The organism is Streptomyces sp. V4I2, assembly GCF_030817655.1.
GTDB lineage: Bacteria > Actinomycetota > Actinomycetes > Streptomycetales > Streptomycetaceae > Streptomyces > Streptomyces plumbiresistens.
In genome coordinates this window covers 9,956,243-9,975,305 of sequence record NZ_JAUSZM010000003.1, presented here as the reverse complement: position 1 = coordinate 9,975,305, position 19,063 = coordinate 9,956,243, and the positions used below count along the sequence as shown (strand labels likewise).

14 protein-coding genes and 2 pseudogenes are annotated in these 19,063 nt (G+C 69.5%); 12 read left to right on the top strand and 4 right to left on the bottom strand.

Going from position 1 to position 19,063, the window contains the following annotated elements; genetic code table 11:
* Nucleotides 1-38: 38 nt before the first annotated feature.
* The 4 genes from QFZ76_RS46620 (at nt 39) to QFZ76_RS46605 (ending at nt 5,324) form a co-directional block, all read left to right on the top strand.
* A complete protein-coding gene (locus QFZ76_RS46620) occupies nt 39-248 on the top strand; it encodes a hypothetical protein (protein ID WP_307679386.1) in 210 nt (69 codons plus the stop codon).
* 189 nt (nt 249-437) lie between these two features.
* Nucleotides 438-2,180, top strand: coding sequence for a GAF domain-containing SpoIIE family protein phosphatase (locus QFZ76_RS46615; RefSeq protein ID WP_307679385.1), 1,743 nt, complete (start codon nt 438-440; stop codon nt 2,178-2,180).
* 740 nt (nt 2,181-2,920) lie between these two features.
* Complete coding sequence (locus QFZ76_RS46610) at nt 2,921-4,030, top strand: polysaccharide lyase family 1 protein (RefSeq protein ID WP_373464463.1); 1,110 nt, start codon at nt 2,921-2,923, stop codon at nt 4,028-4,030.
* A gap of 340 nt (nt 4,031-4,370) precedes the next feature.
* A complete protein-coding gene (locus QFZ76_RS46605; RefSeq protein ID WP_307680335.1) occupies nt 4,371-5,324 on the top strand; it encodes a GNAT family N-acetyltransferase in 954 nt (317 codons plus the stop codon).
* A 178-nt stretch (nt 5,325-5,502) separates the two neighbouring features.
* On the opposite strand, the gene QFZ76_RS46600 is transcribed toward QFZ76_RS46605, so the two are convergent.
* Nucleotides 5,503-5,991, bottom strand: coding sequence for a hypothetical protein (locus tag QFZ76_RS46600; RefSeq protein ID WP_307679384.1), 489 nt, complete (start codon nt 5,989-5,991; stop codon nt 5,503-5,505).
* Between the two features lie 90 nt (nt 5,992-6,081).
* On the opposite strand from QFZ76_RS46600, the gene QFZ76_RS46595 reads away from it, so the two are divergent.
* Together QFZ76_RS46595 and QFZ76_RS46590 are read left to right on the top strand one after the other, a co-directional pair.
* Nucleotides 6,082-7,067, top strand: a protein-coding gene (locus QFZ76_RS46595) for an IS5 family transposase (RefSeq protein ID WP_373464271.1) whose coding sequence is annotated in 2 segments (ribosomal slippage) — nt 6,082-6,489 and nt 6,492-7,067 — 984 coding nt in all. Because the reading frame shifts where the segments join, the coding sequence is not laid out codon by codon here.
* Between the two features lie 131 nt (nt 7,068-7,198).
* Nucleotides 7,199-7,573 (top strand): annotated as a pseudogene (locus QFZ76_RS46590) (cysteine hydrolase family protein).
* Between the two features lie 190 nt (nt 7,574-7,763).
* On the opposite strand, the gene QFZ76_RS46585 reads toward QFZ76_RS46590, so the two are convergent.
* The 3 genes from QFZ76_RS46585 to QFZ76_RS46575 all read right to left on the bottom strand — a co-directional run bounded on the left by QFZ76_RS46585 (nt 7,764) and on the right by QFZ76_RS46575 (nt 12,064).
* Nucleotides 7,764-8,639 (bottom strand): PhzF family phenazine biosynthesis isomerase, encoded by an 876-nt coding sequence (locus QFZ76_RS46585; RefSeq protein WP_307679383.1) that lies wholly within the window; start codon nt 8,637-8,639, stop codon nt 7,764-7,766.
* Between the two features lie 59 nt (nt 8,640-8,698).
* Nucleotides 8,699-9,442: an SOS response-associated peptidase gene (locus QFZ76_RS46580; RefSeq protein WP_307679382.1), complete on the bottom strand. Its 744-nt coding sequence runs from the start codon at nt 9,440-9,442 to the stop codon at nt 8,699-8,701.
* 279 nt (nt 9,443-9,721) lie between these two features.
* Nucleotides 9,722-12,064 carry a glycoside hydrolase family 95-like protein gene (locus tag QFZ76_RS46575; RefSeq protein WP_307679381.1) on the bottom strand — a complete coding sequence of 781 codons (2,343 nt, stop codon included), beginning with the start codon at nt 12,062-12,064 and terminating at the stop codon, nt 9,722-9,724.
* 431 nt (nt 12,065-12,495) lie between these two features.
* On the opposite strand from QFZ76_RS46575, the gene QFZ76_RS46570 reads away from it, so the two are divergent.
* From QFZ76_RS46570 to QFZ76_RS46545, 6 genes and pseudogenes are all read left to right on the top strand, one after another.
* Entirely contained in the window at nt 12,496-14,049 is a 1,554-nt protein-coding gene (locus QFZ76_RS46570) for an ABC transporter substrate-binding protein (protein WP_307679380.1), read from the top strand.
* Between the two features lie 15 nt (nt 14,050-14,064).
* Nucleotides 14,065-14,991, top strand: coding sequence for an ABC transporter permease (locus QFZ76_RS46565; RefSeq protein WP_307679379.1), 927 nt, complete (start codon nt 14,065-14,067; stop codon nt 14,989-14,991).
* Nucleotides 14,992-15,005: 14 nt separating this feature from the next.
* Nucleotides 15,006-15,899, top strand: a pseudogene (locus tag QFZ76_RS46560) (ABC transporter permease); the annotation flags it as partial.
* Nucleotides 15,900-16,208: 309 nt separating this feature from the next.
* On the top strand, nt 16,209-17,174 hold the full coding sequence (locus QFZ76_RS46555) for an ABC transporter ATP-binding protein (protein WP_307680334.1): 966 nt from the start codon (nt 16,209-16,211) through the stop codon (nt 17,172-17,174).
* Nucleotides 17,167-18,195, top strand: coding sequence for an ABC transporter ATP-binding protein (locus QFZ76_RS46550; RefSeq protein ID WP_307679378.1), 1,029 nt, complete (start codon nt 17,167-17,169; stop codon nt 18,193-18,195). Before QFZ76_RS46555 ends, QFZ76_RS46550 begins: the two co-directional genes overlap by 8 nt.
* A 116-nt stretch (nt 18,196-18,311) precedes the next feature.
* Entirely contained in the window at nt 18,312-18,968 is a 657-nt protein-coding gene (locus tag QFZ76_RS46545; protein WP_307679377.1) for a hypothetical protein, read from the top strand.
* Nucleotides 18,969-19,063 lie beyond the last annotated feature (95 nt).

Genomic DNA, 19,063 nt, shown 5'->3' with positions numbered 1-19,063 from the left:
GCACAGCCCGTCGGCCAGGGCGGCGGTACCTTTTGATTATGGGAACCGACGCCCATGCCTTCCTCAGCGATCTCGCTCGGGGCCTCGCACCCCGAGCGGATCAATTGGGCGACGTGGTGCTGCAACACCTGCTCAGCGAGCTTCCCGAGGTGTGGAAGTACGAGGACATCGCCGCCGTGGCGCCGGTGGCGTTGTCCGAACACATCGCCACCGTTCTGGATTTCCTCGAGCGCGGCCCCTTGATCTGACCGAGGTCACGACGCCGCCCGCCGCCATCGAGTTCGCCTGCCGACTCGCTGATCACGGGGTGCCGATCAGCCAGCTCCTTCGCGTCTATCGGCTCGTCCACGCGGGTCTGCTTGATCAGCTCTACGCAGAGACAACCCGTGTCGCCGGGTCCCAACAGCTGGCCAACGACGACGGTCACCCTGAGCGCGATGGGCTTCGAGTACGTCGATCGCACGGCGGAACAGGCTGTAGCGGCCTACCAGAGGGAACGCGACCGCTGGCTGCAACGACGGCTGATCGTGATCAACGAGGCCGGGACACGGATCGGGACCACCCTGGACACCACCCGCACCGCGCAGGAACTGGCGGACGTCGGTGCCGACCACCTCGCCGACCTCGTCACCGTCGACCTCCTTTGCTCCGCCCTCCAGGAGGAGGGGACGTACCCCGTGGCCGATCCTGCGACGCTCCGCCGCATCGCCCACGCTGTCTCGGACAGCTGCCCTGACCCGGCAGTAGCCACAGGGCAGACGTTCACCTACCCGGAAGAATCGGAGCCGGCTCGCGTACTGGCCACCGGACAACCGTTCCGGCTCCGCATCACCGCCGACGACATCCCCCCATGGCTGGCGATGTCGGCGGACCACGAGCTCGCCCTGCGGGCCATGGGCCTGCGCTCCATACTCCTGGTCCCGCTGTGGGCCCGTGGAAGCCCGCTGGGACTCGCACAGTTCGTCCGCCGTCGAACGGCGGAGCCCTTCGATGACGACGAGCTGCTGCTGGCCCAGGAGATCGCGTCCAGAGCGGCGGTGAACATCGACAACGCCCGTCGCTACACCCAGGAGCGTTCCACCGCTCTCACCCTCCAACGCAGCCTGCTGCAGCACCACGTGCCGGAGGAGTCCTCCGTCGAGACGGCATCGCGCTACCTGCCCAGCGGATCGCGAGCGGGCGTGGGGGGCGACTGGTTCGACGTGATACCGCTCTCCGGAGCCCGCGTCGCTCTCGTCGTGGGCGATGTGATCGGTCACGGCCTGCATGCCGCGGCAACCATGGGCCGACTACGGACGGCCGTCCGCACCCTGGCGGACATCGACCTGACACCCGACGAACTGCTCACCCACCTCGACGACGTGGTCATCCGCCTGCAGCGCGAGGAGGAACGGGGTACGGACGAGATCAGCGCCACCTGCCTGTACGCGGTCTACGACCCTGTTTCCCGCACGTGCTCCCTGGCCAGCGCCGGACACCTTCCGCCGGCCGTGGTGACTCCCCCGACGGCTGACGACGATGCCTCCGGATCCGGCGCGGTCGACCTCCCGGAACTGCCGATCGGCCCACCCCTGGGCCTGGGTGGACTCCCCTTCGAAACCGCCCAGTTCGAACTGGCACCGGGCAGTCGGCTGGTGCTGTTCACCGACGGCCTCGTCCAGAGCCCCTCTCGTGACCTCGAGACCGCCCTCGCACTGCTGCGCGACGTTCTCGCCCGAGCACCGGCGTCCCTCGAGGAGACCTGCGACGAACTGCTCTCCACACTGCTGCCCAGCCGCCCCGCTGACGACGTCGCCCTCCTTGTGGCACAAACCGCAGCTCTTGACGCCGATCACGTCGCCTCGTGGGACCTCCCCAGCGACCCGACCGTCGTCTCCGAGGCCCGCGTCCACGCATCCGATCAGCTGATCGCCTGGGGTCTGGAAGAACTGGCCTTCACCACCGAGCTCGTGGTCAGCGAACTGGTGACGAACGCCATCCGCTACGGCAAGAGCCCCATCCAACTGCGGATGATTCTTCAATCCGCCCTGACGCGCGAAGTGTCAGACGCCAGCAGCACCTGCGCCGCGCCCGGGTCTTCGACGAGGGCGGCCGCGGCCTGCTCCTCGTCGCCCAGCTCACCGAACACTGGGGCACGCGGCACAACCGCGAGGGCAAGGTCATCTGGGCGGAGCAGCTGATTCCCGTCTCTCTTGCCGAAGTGTCGTCCGCAGTGGTGTGAGGTTCTGCGAGATGCAGGGGGATGTCAGCGGTGTTGGGTCCAGTGCCCAGTGCCCGCTGTCGCGAGAGTGGCGACACCGGGTCGTGACGACCGTCCACCGCCCCCGGGGCCCCGCCACGCTGGAGCACTGCCGCCCCCGCCGCCTGATGCCTCTGAGCGCCACATCGGTAGTCACGTACATCATCCGAGTTCACGTATGGAAACACGGAGGAAAGCCGAGGCCGGTGCCGCCTGGGGAGCTTCGTTACGGCGAAAACGGTCCGGCGCGGAAGACAATCGTTTACAGAAGCAATGTACCGACCGGGCACCGGGGCGCCGGGATCGCGATCGTGGCGCCATAGCGCTCACCGCGACGCGAACCAGCACGCAATTCGCCTTCTCCACGGTTCAGCCTTCCCGGACCCTTGCCACGTCGCCACGGGACCCCTATCGTCGCCGAGCAGAAAGCGCTTTCTCGGGGCCGGGGACCGTTCCGAGGAGGTCGACCGTCGCGGTGGGCGCCGCGACTTGTGCACGAGCCGCCAGCGATCCGGCACGGGGCTGTCCTGCGACATCGACGTGCCGTCGAACGAAAGGCCCCCGAGCCACGCGAGGAGCAACGGGGTGCCCACTCGGTTCGAATTGACGGTTCACCGACAATTCTTCGCCATGTGCGGCAGCAACTTAAGGCCAGGTCAAACGAAGAATCAGGAGACATCCATGCAAAGAAGAGCCGCCCTACGACTTTCCGCCGCATCAGCGGCGATGGCACTCGCGGCCGGCGTCGGCGTCGTGCTGTCGATGCCGGAGGCATCCGCGGCGACCGGTTCCGCAACCGGGTACGCCACCCAGAACGGTGGTACCACCGGTGGAGCCGGCGGCAAGACGGTGCGGGCCACCACGGGAACCGCGATCCACGCGGCCCTGTGCGGCCGAGCCAGCAGCAGCACGCCGATCGTCATCGAGGTCGAGGGCACCATCAACCACGCCAACACCGCCAAGGTGTCGGGCGAGAGCTGCAACACCGCCGCCGGAGTGCTCGAGCTGAAGCAGATCAGCAACGTCACGATCGTCGGCGTGGGCAGCGGAGCCGTTTTCGACCAGCTGGGCATTCACCTCCGTGAGGCCAGCAACATCATCATCCAGAACGTGACGGTCAAGAACGTGAAGAAGTCGGGATCGCCTACTTCCAACGGCGGTGACGCCATCGGCATGGAGAGGGGGGTGCGTAACGTCTGGGTCGATCACACGACTCTGGAAGCGTCGGGCGGGGAGTCGGAAGGGTACGACGGCCTCTTCGACATGAAGGACAACACCCAGTACGTGACGCTGTCGTACAGCATCCTGCGCAACTCCGGACGCGGCGGTCTGGTCGGCTCCAGCGAGAGCGACCTCTCGAACGGGTACATCACCTACCACCACAACCTCTACCAGAACATCGACTCCCGCGCGCCCCTGCTGCGCGGCGGAACGGCCCACATCTACAACAACCACTACGTGAACCTCAACGAGTCCGGCATCAACTCCCGTGCCGGGGCGCGCGCCAAGGTGGACAACAACTACTTCGAGGACTCCAAGGACGTCCTGGGCACCTTCTACACGGACGCGGCCGGCTACTGGCAGGTCAGCGGAAACGTCTTCGACAACGTGACCTGGTCGAGCCCCGGCACCGAGAACCACCCCGCCGGACCCAACCCGCAGTCCAACACCACGGTCAGCATTCCTTACGGCTACACGCTCGACCCCGCCGCGTGCCTGCCGAACGTCGTGAGCCGCACGGCCGGAGCCGGCAAGGGTCTCCAGGTGTCGAACGGCAACTGCACCGTGTAGGCACCTAGGTCGGCCCCGACCACCCGCCCACGTCCTGTACACCCGTCCCACCCCCAGCCCGACCTCCGGTCCGACCCAGCCCAGCGGTATCAACCTGAGCCGGGCCGGACCGGACGGCTCTCGGGATCCGACAGCCAAGACGCTCCAGACGACTGACGAAACCCAGCCGACGACCCCCAACTCCCGGCCGGCCAGGGCTCCGCGGGACATGGCCGCCCGTTCTGCCATCGGCTCCGCCGCCACGACGAAGCGCTTCGCGTGTTGTGCTGCTGACAGCCGCGATCGGCGCCCCCGGAAAACGGTTCGACGGCTTCGCGGAGTCCTGGCACAGTGGCGCACCATGGCGAACGTCGAGCTCCTGACCGCCGCAGACGTGCAGCTCATGCAGGGTCTGGCGCAGCGTGTCACCGCCACCCGCCCGGACCTGGTGAACAGCGACGCGACGTTCGGCGAGCTGGCCTGGAACTGGGGCAAGGGGCACGCCGGCGACGGCGCGAGCCGGCCGCGTCGGCTGTGGTTCTCCGGCGGTGAGCTGGTGGCGTGGAGCTGGGCCCATCTTCCGCACCAGGTCAGGCGGAGCGACGGGTCGGTGAAGGACGTCACCAGCGCCTATCTCGCGTATCAGGTCCATCCCGACCACGCCGGGCTGGTTGACGAGGTGATCGACTGGTACGACGGTACGGCGGCGGGCATCGAGCGTACGGTGATGCCGAGCGCCGCCGATGAGTTCGCCCTGAAGCGATGGGCGGCGCACGGCTACGAGACCGACCCGGCCTCGCTCGGTGACGCCGGGTCCTGGACCCAGCTCAACGAGCGGGACCTCACCGACGTCGAACAGCCGGTACTGCCAGACGGATTCCGGTTCCGTACCGCCGACGAGGCCGGGCCGAAGGCCGCGGTCCAGGCCCATCTGGACGCCTGGGCTCCCTCGACGTACTCGGCCGAGGCCTACCAGGGCGTCCGGCAGACGGCGACGTATCGCGGCGACCTGCACATCCTGGTGGAGGCGCCGGACGGAACGATGGCATCCTCGACGATCATGTGGCTCGACGAAGCGAACAGGACCGCTGAGTTCGAGCCGGTCGGGACGCATCCGGACTACCGGCGTCTGCGGCTGGCAAGGGCGATGCTGCTGCACGGGATGCATCTGGCGCGGGCGGCCGGGGCCACTCATATGACGGTCGCCTGCCTGGGTGCGCCGGGGCATCCCCAGGCGCGCGGCCTTTACTACAGCGTCGGATTCCGGGAGCTCACGCGGGACGCGCCGCTCATCAAAACCAAGACCGCGGGCTGAGCACTGGTCGTTCGGGTAGGCGCCGGCCAAGCCAGGGTTCGGGCCACGAGGAGTCCGCGTTGACGCGCGAGCCGGCGCGTACGGTGCCGCTGTTCCGATTACAGGTCCTGGTGGCCATCAGCGGAGCCGCTGGAAAGCTACGCCCGGTGCAGCGCACCGACCGTGGACCGAACCGGCGTCACCACGTCAGGGTCAGCGAACCTCGGACCGGCAGGGTGTGCCAGCGGTCGGCGTACTCGTCGAACCGGAACACGATCCGGTCGACCACCGAAGGGATCTCCCGCGCCGTCACATACGCCGGCAGCTCCCGCGCCTGGCCGTGCCGCACCTCCCATACGGGTACGGCGATGCCCGCCAGCTCCTCCGACCTGGCCATGTCGGCCTTCGCCTGAGGGGACGACTGCACTCGCTTCGACTTGCGACGCCGGGCGGCCTTGGCGCGCTCCGCGGGGTCGGCGGGCCAGAACAGGCCGTTGTCACCGGCGGCCAGCCGCCCGTAGACCCCGAGCTCGATGCCCGCCTCCGCCTCGACGAGGAAGTGCACCAAGTCATGAGGAAGATACGGATGCCCCCCGGGCCCGTTGCGCGGGGCGAGCGCGGCACCGGTCTCGCGGTGCACGGCGATGTCGTAACTCGTACCGGGCCCCTTGGTGAAAACAACGCGCATGCCCTGCACGCTAGGTCCTGTCTGGAGCTCGGATCAGGAGTTCGGTAGATCGCCTGCGCGCGGGGGCTCGGTCTTGATAGGCCGTCAGTCATGGCGCGAGGCGATCTCACCGATGAGCAGTGGGCCCTGATCGAGCCCCATCTCCCGATTGCCGCGGTTGGGCCCATCCCCGACCTGCGGAAACATTTCAACGCGGTGATGTGGCGGTTCCGGACCGGTAGCCCCTGGCGTGACCTGCCGACCGAGTTCGGGCCCTGGCAGAGCGCGTACGACCGCTTCCGGATCTGGGCGACGCGTGGCGTCTTCCAGGACCTGATGCACACAGTGATCGCCGAGGCCGCTGCCCGCGGCCAGGCTGATCTGGGCCTGGTCAGCGTGGACTCTGCGACCGCCCGGGCCCACCACCACGCCGCCGGGATGGCCCTGGACCCCGAGCAGTTGGCGGCCTTGGAAATGGCCGTCGAGGCCGAAAAGGGGGCGAGGACAAGGAGCAAAGAACGCAGGACGGACAGGCCGAGGACGAGGCGCGCGTCGAGCGGCGACGGGTCCACCGACGACACCGGGCCCGCTTGAAAGCCGCCGAGCTGGGGCGTTCCCGGGGCGGACTGACGAGCAAGATCCAAGTGGCGGCCGACCGACGCTGTCGCCCGCTTGCGTTCGTCCTCACGCCCGGGCAGGCCGGCGACAGTCCGCAGTTCGCCCCGGTCCTGGAACGGGTGAAAGTGCGCGGCCCGGTCGGGCGCCCGCGGACCCGGCCGGATGCAGTGGCCGCGGACAAGGCGTACTCGTCCCGACGCAACCGCCGCTACCTGCGACAACGCGGGATCCGAGCCGTGATCCCGGAGAAGGCCGACCAGGCTGCGAACCGCAAGAAGCGTGGCAGGGCCGGCGGGCGGCCAGTCTCGCACGACGCGACACTCTACAAAGAGCGCAACACCGTGGAACGGTGCATCAACCGGCTGCGGAACTGGCGCGGTATCGCTACCCGGTACGACAAGACCCCGGAGAGCTACGAGGCCGGACTGCACCTGTGTGGTGCGATGCTCTGGCTCCGCAGCATCGCACCACACTCGTGATTCGAATTCCAGACAGGGCCTAGGTGGACTGCCCGTCGTACGCACCTGGTTTTCCAGTGCGTGTGGCGGGCTCGCCACCGGTGTTGCGGCAGTCGCGACGCCTCAAGGGCTGAGAACGGACACGGAGATATCTGCCGCGCTTGCGCAGGGCGATCGACGGTGCCCGGGCTGCCGGCATCCCCGTGATCTACGTGGTGATCGGGTTACGGCCAGGGTGACGTCGTGGTTACCAAGAGGCGTGGGAGCGCGTTCTCGGGCAGCGACCTCGACCTGGTACTCAGGGCTCGCGACATCGACAGCCTTGTTCTCACCGGCATTGCCACCAGCGCTGTAGTGCTGTCCACCCTGTGGCACGCCATCGACCCGGACTTCGGCCTCACCGTCCTGGCAATGCCTGCCTCGACACCGACCCCGAGGTGCACACGATGCTCATCGAAAAGCTCTTCCCGCAGTGGGCAGATGTCCTCACAGTCGAGGACTGGCTCAAAGCCATCGCGCGGCAATAGCGGGAGGCGGTTCGGACCCTCGTGTGCGTGTCGAGACGGCATCGTCTTCCGCGCTGCCGACATGGAGCGAGCCAGGCGATCGGACTCGGTGCCGGTCTCGATGAGGGTGGCCGAGTTGCGCCGTGCCGGGTGGATTGAGCGGTTGGGGGACTGGGCGCGCAGCGGCGAAGTGACCGGCATGGCCGGCGCCTTAGCCGATGCGGGCTCCTGCGCCGCCGACACGGACGCGCCGGTCACCCGCGCGGAGCGTCACCGTGAGTTCGCCAGGGCGTCCCAGATCCTCGCCCTGGTGCAGGGTGAGGACGGCATCCTCGGGGACCAGGCCGAACTCACGGGCGTACGCGCCGAACGCGGCGGCCGCGGCCCCGGTCGCCGGGTCCTCGACGACGCCGCCGACGGGGAACGGGTCACGGACATGGAAGACGGTGGCCGACTCCCGCCACACCAGCTGGACCGTGGTCAGGTCCAAGCGGTGCATCAGAGCTTCGAGGCGCGGGAAGTCGTACGCGAGATCTGCGAGGCGGGCACGTGTCGCCGCCGCGAGAACGAGATGGCGGGCGCCGGCGAACGCGATACGGGGCGGGAAGGCCGGGTCGAGATCGGTGGCCGGCCAGCCGAGCGCGGCGAGGGCCTCCGCGAGGTCGGCGTCGGCGATCTCCTCGATGTGCGGCTCCACGCTGGTGAGCGTGGCCCTGACGGTCCCGCCTTCCTCGGTCACCTCCACCGGCACGGTGCCGGCCCGCGTCGCGAACACCAGCTCGCCCGGGCCCATCCGCTCGGCGAGCGCGACGGCGGTCGCGACGGTGGCGTGCCCGCAGAACGGCACCTCGGCCTTGGGACTGAAGTAGCGGATGCTGTACGCGCGCCCCTCCTGGCCGCCGAGGCCTTCCGGGGGCGCGGTCAGGAACGCGGACTCCGAGTATCCGAGCTCGGCGGCGATGGCCAGCATGTCGCTGTCGTCCAGGGCGGTGGCGTCCAGAACGACGCCGGCGGGGTTTCCGCCGTCGGGGGCACTGGAGAAGGCGGTGTAGCGCAGTACCTCGGGTCGCGGCGCGTTCGTCGTCATGCTCGCGGCAACGCGGGGCGGGCCTGCGGCTATTCCTGGACGGGCGGACCGCTGCACACCTACACGGCGATCTCGTCCAGGAGGTGAGGGCCGTTGTTGCGGACGTTGTTGACGGATGGGGAGACCGGCCGGGCGTCCAGGTGGCCGTCGGCGGGCTGAGTGAGCAGGGCGCGCAGGTCGTCCGGGTCCTGGTGGTGGGGGTCGAGCCACGCGTCGTAGTGGTCCGGTGGGAGGGCGAGCGGCATGCGGGGGTGGACTCGGCCGGCCGCGTCGGTGGCCTCGGTGGTGAGGATGGTGCAGGTCACCAGCCAGGCGGCAGGGTCGTCGTCCCGCTGGATCTCCGGGTTGCGCCAGTACTCGTACAGGCCGGCGAGCGCCATGACCTGCTCGTCCTCTGGATGGATGAAGTACGGCTGTTTGCGGGTCTTGCCGGTGGCGGGGTCCTTGGCCTCCTCCCACTCGTAGAAACCGTCGGCCGGCAGCAGGCAACGGCGGCGGGCGAATGCGCGGCGGAAGGCGGGTTTCTCGTGCACGGTCTCGACTCGCGCGTTGATCATCCGCGCGCCGATCTTCAGGTCTTTCGCCCAGGAGGGCACCAGGCCCCAGCGCAGCGGCCGCAGCTCACGCTCCGCCGCTTCGGCATCGTCCTTCTCGCGTGGGACGCGCTCGAGGACAGCCCACACGTTGTCGGTCGGGGCGACGTTCCAGTTCGGCGCCAGTGCCTCCTCGGCACGCCAGTCGGTGACCTGGAAGAGCTGGACCAGGTCCTCGGGGCTGCGAGTGGAGGCGTAGCGACCGCACATACAGACCACTGTGCCACCGCCTCCTCAGCCCGCAAGCACGCTGGTGCATGTCGCGTGGATGGATGTCCGGACCACACCGCTGGTGGCAGTTCCTCCGACGAAGCCGCGAAGGACTCGGCCGCTGTCGCGGAGACCGCGGCGGACTCCAAGGACTCCAAGGATCCCAAGGACTCCAAAGGCGTCAGCGGCTCGTTCACGACCGGCACCGTCACCTGTCTGGCGCCGGGCAAGTACATCGTGGCGGTCACGGACAAGGACGACAGCAGACGGCCATGGTGGTCAGCCGGGCAGCCCCCAGCGCGGTGCCTCTTCGTTCGGCTCGACAGGCGTGATCCTCAGGTCGGGACGGTCGCCCCTGGCGGTGATGAGCGCCGACTCCCCCTTGCGCAGGGCGACTTGGATCGCACCGTCGCCCACGGACGCGTACCGCAACCGGCGTCCCGTGCCGTCCCGTACCTCGATCGGGCCGGTGATGCCATGCCGTACGACGCAGGGGGCGCCCGCCTCGCTGTGCAGCCGGATCCAGCGGGTCACCCCGTCCTTGCGTACGGCACTGAGCAGGAAGGCTCCCTGGGTACGGAAGTTGTGCACTGTCAGATCCGCCCAGGCAGCCGGCAGCGCGGGGAAGACACGGATGATGCCGCCCCAGGACTGGCAGACCATGTCGTGCAGGGACTGGGCGGCCGAGAGGGGGGTCTCGATGACCGGGCCCGTTTCCTGGTACATGGTGTTGGGCTGGATGAAGCGGGTCATCAGCTGGCCCAGGTAGCTGAGCGCGTCCTCGCCCTTGCCCAGCAGCGCCGACATCGAGGCGGCGCCGGTGAACGTGTAGCCCTGGAGGGCGCCTTCGAAGCCCACCCAGTGGGCCAGTGACTTCTCGATCAGCGCCCTCTCCTCGGGCGTGCGGCCGGTCAGTTCGTACAGCGGGTAGACGGCCAGGAGATGCGAGTAGTGGCGGTGCGACTTGGCGAAGGGTATGTCCGCGCCGATCATGAAGCCGTTGCCGTCGGCCGGATAGTCGGCCCGTCTGGCCAGGACCTCGCGCCAGCGCGGTGCCGACTCGTCGTCGATCCGCAGGAGTTCGGCGGATTCGAGGAGCGTACGGCAGCCCCACGTGAGCAGCATCAGGTCGTAGTTGCAGTCCCGCGAGTTGCCCCCGTACTCGGGCGAGAAGGTGGCGGGCAGGTGCAGTTTGCCGTCGGCGCCCGGCTCCAGGAAGTGCAGGTAGTAGTTGATCGCTTTGCGGAGGAGGGGGAAGAGGACGTCGCGGAGGATCGACTCGTCCATGGTGTGGCGGTAGCTGAGCCAGACGTTGTGCAGGGCCCAGGTGAGGTTGCCGACCTCGGGAGTCGGCGGGTCCTGGCCCGGGATGCCGACGCCGTAGCCCAGGACGGGGCTCGTCGCGCCGCCGTTGACCAGCGAGGCATCGGTGGTGCGCGGGATGCCCAGCGAGTCGGCGCGGTACGCGGGCGCCATCTCCGCCGTCAGGTTGTCCCTGAACTCGCTCAACGCCCGTGTGACGGCGTCGAGTTCGAGGTGGTTGGAGGCGTGGATGAGCCAGTACTCCAGTTGCACGTTCAGGTTCCACCAGGTCGCCGGCCAGGGCGTCGACTCCAGCCAGGGCCCGCAGGTGGCCATCACGGGTGCGTCGCGCCGGGCCGCGGACGCCGTCTTGTACAGCTGGATCCAGTAGAAGCGCTGCATGCGCGCGTCGGGCAGCGAGAGGAAGCTCTTCCGGTAGAAGGCATGCCACCAGGCACGGTGTGAAACCGCCAGCGCGTCGTACGCGAGCTTCGAGGCGTCGCGGACCGCGGCCAGCGCCGGCCCGAGTGCCGTCGACTTCGGATACGAGTGCGCGACATGGGCGTACAGGGTCCGCACTCCACCGCGCGTCCGCTCCCGCCACGCGGTGACATGCTGCCCGCCGGACCGGAGCGGCTGTACGGCGGCGGAGATGCCGTCGTGCTCGCTCGTCTCCGCGGGCGGGTTGGGCTCGTATCCCTGCGGCAGCGGGCGGAACGCGGCGCGCGGGCTGACCGCCTCGGCCGGGTGGAACGCCCATCCGAAGTCCCGCTCGCCCTGGCTCGGCGTCACCTCGACGGCCAGCGTGGAGCGGGAGGTGTGCACCAGGGCGCGGATCGTGAGGGTGCCCCGGTCCGTGGTGAGCGTGCCGGTCAGCTCGGCGTCGCGCAGGCCGAGCCGCCAGTCCAGGCCGGTGATCGTGCCCACCGGCTCCAGCGTGAAGTGGCCGATCGGCAGCCGTGCGAGCCCGAACAGCGAGCCGAACTGCGGGCGGTGGTCCTGCACTTCGGAGTGCTGCACGTTGAAGCGGACGGCTTGGAAGGTGCCGTCCTCGGCAGCCGGTTCGGCGTAGATCCCCGAGCCGAGGAAGCCGTTGCCCAGGAACGGGCCCTCGTACCAGGTCTTCGGCATCCGCTGCCAGACCAGGTCGGCGTCGTCGAGGACGGTGCGCCAGGGATCGGAGCCGGCCGGCGCGGTGTCCGCCGCTCCGGCCGGGGTGGGCAGGCCTCCCGCGAGCAGCGTCCCGCCGAGCACGGAGCCGGTGGCAAGCACGGTACGTCTGGACGGACGGCTGAACGGTCGGCTGGACGGGCTGGGCATCGCGCCTCCTGGAGGCTCGTACGACTTACGGAAATTCATCGGATCTATCCCAGAGCGCAAGGTAGAGATGATGCGACAGGTCGTCAATACATCCAGAAGAGATCCGATGTGTTGAGTCATACGGAAGATGCCAGGCACGCCGGAGTACGCGCCCCGGCCGGCCGCGTGACCCGGCAAGAGGCGGACACATTCACGGACATGGACAGCCGTGCGGTCGCGCCCGCTGACCTGACACTCACCGACCCGGAACAAAGATCAGAGTTCCGCTGCACACCCCTTGACCCACTCACCGGCACCAACCGCATAATGGCAAGCCGTCAGTCGTCCACATATCTAAACCTGGTTTTCTCTTATGGACGGTCCGTGATCGACTCGGTTCGGTCGAGCGAGCGCACATGGGCCATGGAGGCACAGTGACCGGTTCAGGCTCAGTGACCACTCGTGCGAGCGCCCCTCGCGCCCGACAACGCGCCGCGGGCGCGTTGCTGTCCGCCCTCACGCTCGTGGGCGTCTCCGCTTGTTCCGTCGCCGGTGCCGACCCCATCGGCGAAGGTCCCGGCACCCTGCGCATCGTCCTGCCCGAGGAGCCGCCGACCCTGGAGCCCTGTGACGCCTCGCTCACCGCGACCGGACGAGTGACCCGCGCCAACATCACGGAGGCCCTCACGGAGCGCGATCCCTCCACCGGTCGGCTGGAGCCGGCCTTGGCCGTCAAGTGGGCACGAGCCTCCGCCACTTCCTGGACCTTCACGATCCGCGAGGGCGTCACCTTCCATGACGGTTCGCCCTTCACGGCCGCCGCGGCCGCGTTCTCGATCAAGCGCGCCACCGATTCGGCCATCGACTGCAACGTCGACGGATACATCTTCAGCGACAGCGAGGTCACCGCCACCGCCGTCGACGACGCGACGCTCGAGGTCAGGACGGCCGAGCCCGACCCGATCCTCCCCTTACGCCTGTCCTTCGTCGAGATGGTGCCGACGAGTACGGACCCCGGGTCCCGGGTGCGTGAGCCGATCGGGACCGGGCCGTACCGGGTCGACGAGTGGAGCCAGGGCCGCTTTCTGCGGCTCAAGCGCTACGCCGACTACTGGGGCGAGACCCCCGAATTCGCCGCGGCCAAGTACGTGTGGCGGGCGGAGGGCAGTGTGCGCGCGGCCATGGTCACCAACGGCGAGGCGGATGTCGCCATCGGGCTCGCCCCCGAGGACGGAGCGGGCGACCGTGCGGTGGAGTTCACCACCAACGAGGTCTCGTATCTCAGGATCGACGCCACCGAGGCACCTCTCGACGACATCCGGATCCGCCGGGCCATCAACTACGCCATCGACAGGGAAGGCCTGGTCACGGCCGTCTTCTCGGGCCGCCCCAGCGGGCAGCTGGTGTCGAAGGGCGTCACCGGGTACAACCCGCGGATCAGGCCGTGGCCGTACGACCCGGAGCGCGCCAAGGAACTGGTGGCCCAGGCCCGCGCCGACGGCGTACCGACCGGCACCACCATCACCCTGATCGGCCGCAACGGCATCTACCCGAAGGCCGCCGAGGCCATGGAGGTGGTGCAGGACGGCCTGCTCAAGGCCGGACTGAAGGTCGAGATCAAGATGCTCGACGTCAACGCCTGGCTGGAGTACCTGCTGCGCCCCTTCCCCAACGGCAAGGGCCCCACCCTCCTCCAGGCCCAGCACGGCAACCAGGCGGGAGACGCCGCCTTCACGATGGGACAGATCTACGGCAGTGAGGGCGCGCAGAGCAGCTACGGCACCCCCGCGCTCGACGCGGCGATCGAGAAGGCCCAACTGGCCTCCGACGACCAGCGGCAGAAGGCGTTCGCGGAGGCCTTCGCCCAGCAGAACGACGAGGTCGTACGCGATGCCGTGATGGCCAACATGACCGGCATCCTGGCCCTCTCCCCCGACATCCGCTACCGGCCGGACTCGGCGACCAACGACGAGATGCGGCTCGCCGACATGCGCCGCGCGGACTGAGGAAGGAGCGGACCGATGTTCATCATGCTGCGCCGCCGCGCGGTCTCCAGCGTCATCCCCCTGCTGGTCGTGGTCCTCGGGGTGTTCTTCCTGGCCCGCCTCACCGGAGACCCCGCCAATCTGTATCTCCCGCTCAGTGCGACACCCGAGATGAGGGCCGAGTTCGCCGCCCGCAACGGCTTCGACCAGCCGCTGGTCAGCCAGTTCGGCGACTACGTGGCACAGGTCGCCCGTCTCGACTTCGGTGAGTCGCTGCGCACCGCCCAGCCGGCCGGCGAGGCGGCGCTGCGGGCCTTCCCCGCCACCCTCCAACTGGCCGGGTGGACGATGCTGCTCGCCATCATGGGTGCCGTGGTGATCGGCAGCCTGGCGGCCTACCGTCCCAACTCGGCGACCGACCGGATCGCGAGCTTCCTGTCCTCGACGGCCGCCAGCGTCCCCGACTTCTGGTTCGCCATCATGGGGGTGCTCGTCTTCGCGGTGACGCTGGGCTGGCTGCCCACCTCCGGCACGAACGGCGCGACGGCCTGGGTCCTGCCCGTGGCCACGCTGCTCATCCGGCCGTTCGGGGTGCTGGTCCAGGTGGTCCGTGGCGCCATGGTGTCCGCGCTGTCGGCCCCTTACGTCAAAGTGGCGCGCAGCAAGGGCGCCAGCGAGGGAAGAGTGGTCTTCGGACACGCCCTGCGCAACGCCGCGGCGCCGGTGCTCACGGTTGCCGGTGACCTCGCCGTAGGTCTCGTCAACGGCGCGGTCGTCGTCGAGACGATCTTCGGCTGGCCGGGCATCGGCAAGCTCATGATCGACTCGGTGCTGCAGCGCGACTTCGCGGTCCTGCAGGCGGCTGTGCTGGTGACCGCTCTGGTGATCTTCGCGCTCAACATCCTGGTGGACATCTGCCACGCGCTCCTCGACCCACGTGTGCGACTGCGGGCGGCGGCGTGAGTCAAGGAGGCGACATGCTCCGGACGGAGCCGAACAGCGGCCAGGACAACGAGCCCGGCCTGAAGCCGGACAAGCAGGCCTCGGACCTGAAGCCGGACAAGCAGGCGTCACGTCCCAGATGGCCCGCTCTGCTGCTCCAGGACCGGTTCGCCTTCGCGGCGGCGCTGGTGCTGGTCGCGGTCGCGGTGTGCGCCGTACTGGGCCCCCTCCTGGTCGGGGATCTGGCGACGCGTCAGAACCTGCGTGATCCGGGCCGGCCGCCTTTCAGCCTCGACCACGGCTGGGCCTATGTACTGGGCAGCGATTCCCTGGGGCGGCCCGTCGCCGCACGGCTGATAGCGGCGGCCGGCACGACGATGTCGGTGGCCGTGCCCGCGGTGCTGTGCTCACTGGTCGTCGGTTCGATCTGGGGCATGTGGGCGGGTTTTCACGGCGGTTGGCGCGAGAACGTGTCGCTGCGGATCGCCGACGTCATCCTCAGCTTCCCGTCCCTGCTGCTGGCCGTCGTGGTGCTCTACGTCTTCGCGCCGAGCGCCGCCGCCATCGTGCTGGTCCTGTCCGTCGCCCGGATCCCCGTCTATCTGCGCACCGCGCGAGCGGAATCCGCCGAGCTACGCAGCCGGCTGTTCATGGACGCGGCCCGCACCTTCGGCACCGGCAGCTGGGCGTCCATCCGACGCCACGTCGCTCCCACGGTCCTGCCCACCCTGCTCACCGTCGCGGCCCTCGACTTCTGCTTCGTGATGCTGACCGAGTCGTCGCTCAGCTTCCTGGGGATCGGCATCCAGCCGCCGGACGTGAGCTGGGGACTGATGGTGGCTCAAGGACGGCAGGAGTTGAGCAGCGCCTGGTGGATCGCGGTCTTTCCCGGTCTCGCCATCGTCGTCACCACCGTGTCGGCGACCGTCCTCGCGGCCTGGGCCCGGTTGTCGACGGACCCGGGGCAGCGGTGGCGGCACGGTCTGCCGGGCCGTCGGCGCATGCTGCGCCGCCGTGCGGCGGCCGACCGCGGCGCGAAAGCGTCGGTCCCGGTGGACGAGCGCGAGGCAGCCGCCTCGACGCGCGCCGTCGAGCACGACACCGCTGCGCCCGGCCGGATCGTCGGTCATGACGGGCATGACGGGCATGACGGGCATGACTCCACCGGACCCGGCCCGGCCCTCGGGCACGGCACCACCGCGCCGGTTCCCGCAAGCGCGCGGCCGGAGCCCGACGCCCTGGTCGTGGAAGGCCTCTGCGTCGACATCCACACCCCGGCCGGCCCGGCCGCCGTGGTGCGCGGCGTGAGCTTCTCCGTGCGCTCCGGCGAAACGCTGGCCCTGCTGGGCGAGTCCGGATGCGGCAAGAGCATGACCGCGCACGCCGTCGCCGGTCTGCTCGATCCCGCCGCGGAAGTCGTGGGCGGACAGGCCCGGTTGGACGGCGACGACCTGCTCGCCCTCTCGGGCAGGTCCAGGCGCAGGCTCGCCGGCCCCGGCCTGGGCATCGTCTTCCAGGACGCCCTCAGCGCGCTCAACCCCGTTCACACGGTGGGCGCGCAGCTCGCCGAACCGTTCCGTATCCACGAGAGGCTGTCCCGTCGCGCCGCGCGGGCCAAGGCGGTGGACCTGATGGAGCGGGTCGGCATCCCGGAGGCCCACTCGCGGGCAGGCGCCTACCCGCACCAGTTCTCCGGAGGTATGCGGCAACGGCTGCTGATCGCCATGGCGGTCGCGCTGCGCCCGAAGGTTCTGCTGGCCGACGAGCCCACGACGGCACTCGATGTCACCGTGCAGGCCCAGATCATGGATCTCCTCGGCGAACTGCGCGGCGAGCAGCGGATGGCGCTCGTGCTCATCACCCACGACCTGGGGCTCGTCTCCGATCATGCGGACCGGGTCGCGGTCATGTACGCGGGTACGGTCGTCGAGACGGGCCCCGTGGCCACGGTGTTCGGCAAGCCCAACCACCCGTACACCCGAGGGCTGTTGGAGTCGGTGCCGGCCGAGCAGCACAAGGGCGCCCGGCTGAGCTCGATTCCCGGGAGTCCGCCCGATCCCCGTTCCGTGCCCACCGGTTGTGCCTTCCGTACGCGCTGTCCGATGGCCCGCGAGGTGTGCGCCACGCACCGGCCGACACTGATCGCGACCGGGGCCGACCGTGCCGCCGCCTGTCATTTCGGGAAGGAACTCGCCGATGCCTGAGCCGGGGACGCTGCTGGAGGCCACCGGCCTGGTCAAGAGCTTCGCGGTACCGCGCACCGCGAAGGGCAGTACGAGGATGCGCGCGGTCGACGGGGTGGATCTGAGCCTGGGCCGCGGCGAGACGCTCGGCCTGGTCGGCGAGTCCGGCTGCGGAAAGTCCACGCTGGCCAGGATCCTGCTGATGCTGGAGCGCCCCGACGAAGGAACCGTTCGCTTCGACGGGGTCGATCCCTTCACCTTGTCCGGCGCGCGCCTGCTCGCCTGGCGTCGCAAGGTCCAGATGGTCTTCCAGGACCCGTTCGGCTCGCTCAACCCCCGGCTGTGTGCGGCGGATCTGATCGGCGAGCCGTGGCTCACCCACCGGGACCTCGTGCCCGCTTCCCAACGGGCGGCACGCGTGGGCGAGTTGCTGGAGATGGTCGGGCTGCGCGCGTCCGACGCCCGCCGTTACCCGCAGGAGTTCTCGGGTGGTCAGCGGCAGCGGATCGGCATCGCCCGCGCGCTCGCGCTGGAGCCCGAGGTCATCGTCTGCGACGAGCCGGTCTCCGCGCTGGACCTGTCGGTGCAGGCACAGGTTCTCAACCTGCTCGGCGACCTGCGGGACGAGTTGGGGCTGTCGTACCTGTTCATCTCGCACGACCTGTCCGTGGTGCGGCACGTGGCCGACCGCGTCGCCGTGATGTACCTGGGCAGGATCGTCGAGTCGGGCCCGGCGGAGGAGGTCTTCGAGCGCCCGTACCACCCGTACACGGCCGCCCTCCTGTCGGCGGCACCCTCCTTGGCGGCCGGCGGTGGCAAGGCGAAGCGGGAGCGCATCGTCCTCACCGGCGAGATCCCCTCACCGGCCGACCCGCCGTCCGGATGCCGGTTCCGGACCCGGTGCTGGCGTGCGGAGGACATCTGCGCCGAAACCTCCCCCAGTGCCGCGTTTCCGCTCGCAACGACCTCTCACACGGCAGCCTGCCACTTCCCACTGGAGGAGACCGCCGCGTCCAACAGCGGCACCACTATGGGCAGATGAGGAAGGCGCGAGCAGAAAAGGGCCTCTACGGAGGGCAGTTGCCTGCGGGAACTCGGCCGGTGCGTCTTCACCGTCAACCCCACGTTCGACGACCCACCCCCCACAGGAGGACCCGCATGCGCCCACGCCGATCTCCCCACCCCACTGAGGGACCGACTCCGACCTGGCGCCGCAAGGCGATCGTGGCCGCACTGGCAGCCGCCCTACTGGCCGGCCCTGGCATCGCCCAGGCCGCGCCGCCGTCCGCACCCGCATCCGCATCCGCATCCGCATCCCAGTCACGCGTGGCCGCGGCCACGATCACCTGGAACCTCGAACGAGCCACCAACCCCACCGCCGACCAGCGAGCGGCCTACGACCTCATCACAGCCGCCATGAACGCCGCCGTGGCCCGCTACAACAACCTCAGCGACCTGGGCAAGAGCATCACCGTCCGGTACGACCCGGGCGTGCCCACCGCCGACGGCAACATCAACGGAACCATCCGCTTCGGCAACCGGAGCTACATGACCGAGCGGACCGCGCTGCACGAGATCGCCCACACCATTGGGGTCGGCACGAGCGCGGGCTGGTCCACTCTCGCCGCCGGAGGCACCTGGCGCGGCGCCCAGGCCACCGCGCTCGTCAAGCAGTTCGACGGATCGGGCGCCACGCTCTCCACCGGCGGTGGGCACTTCTGGCCCTACGGCCTGAACTACGACAACGAGTTCTCGAACACGGCGGCCGACCGCCACGTCCAGATCGTCTCGGCCATGGTGCGTGACGGCCTGTAGCCTCCCCGGCAACACCCCCCGTACCGGCGCCCGCGCACACATCTGCGCGCGGGCGCGGTACGGGCTTCCCGGCCCTGACGACCGCCGTGCAGCCG

Coding starts and splice junctions, on each gene's coding strand:
- QFZ76_RS46620 (WP_307679386.1), top strand. CDS start 39: ATGGGAACCGACGCCCATGCCTTCCTCAGCGATCTCGCTCGGGGCCTC.
- QFZ76_RS46615 (WP_307679385.1), top strand. CDS start 438: ATGGGCTTCGAGTACGTCGATCGCACGGCGGAACAGGCTGTAGCGGCC.
- QFZ76_RS46610 (WP_373464463.1), top strand. CDS start 2,921: ATGCAAAGAAGAGCCGCCCTACGACTTTCCGCCGCATCAGCGGCGATG.
- QFZ76_RS46605 (WP_307680335.1), top strand. CDS start 4,371: ATGGCGAACGTCGAGCTCCTGACCGCCGCAGACGTGCAGCTCATGCAG.
- QFZ76_RS46600 (WP_307679384.1), bottom strand. CDS start 5,991: ATGCGCGTTGTTTTCACCAAGGGGCCCGGTACGAGTTACGACATCGCC.
- QFZ76_RS46585 (WP_307679383.1), bottom strand. CDS start 8,639: ATGACGACGAACGCGCCGCGACCCGAGGTACTGCGCTACACCGCCTTC.
- QFZ76_RS46580 (WP_307679382.1), bottom strand. CDS start 9,442: ATGTGCGGTCGCTACGCCTCCACTCGCAGCCCCGAGGACCTGGTCCAG.
- QFZ76_RS46575 (WP_307679381.1), bottom strand. CDS start 12,064: ATGCCCAGCCCGTCCAGCCGACCGTTCAGCCGTCCGTCCAGACGTACC.
- QFZ76_RS46565 (WP_307679379.1), top strand. CDS start 14,065: ATGTTCATCATGCTGCGCCGCCGCGCGGTCTCCAGCGTCATCCCCCTG.
- QFZ76_RS46550 (WP_307679378.1), top strand. CDS start 17,167: ATGCCTGAGCCGGGGACGCTGCTGGAGGCCACCGGCCTGGTCAAGAGC.
- QFZ76_RS46545 (WP_307679377.1), top strand. CDS start 18,312: ATGCGCCCACGCCGATCTCCCCACCCCACTGAGGGACCGACTCCGACC.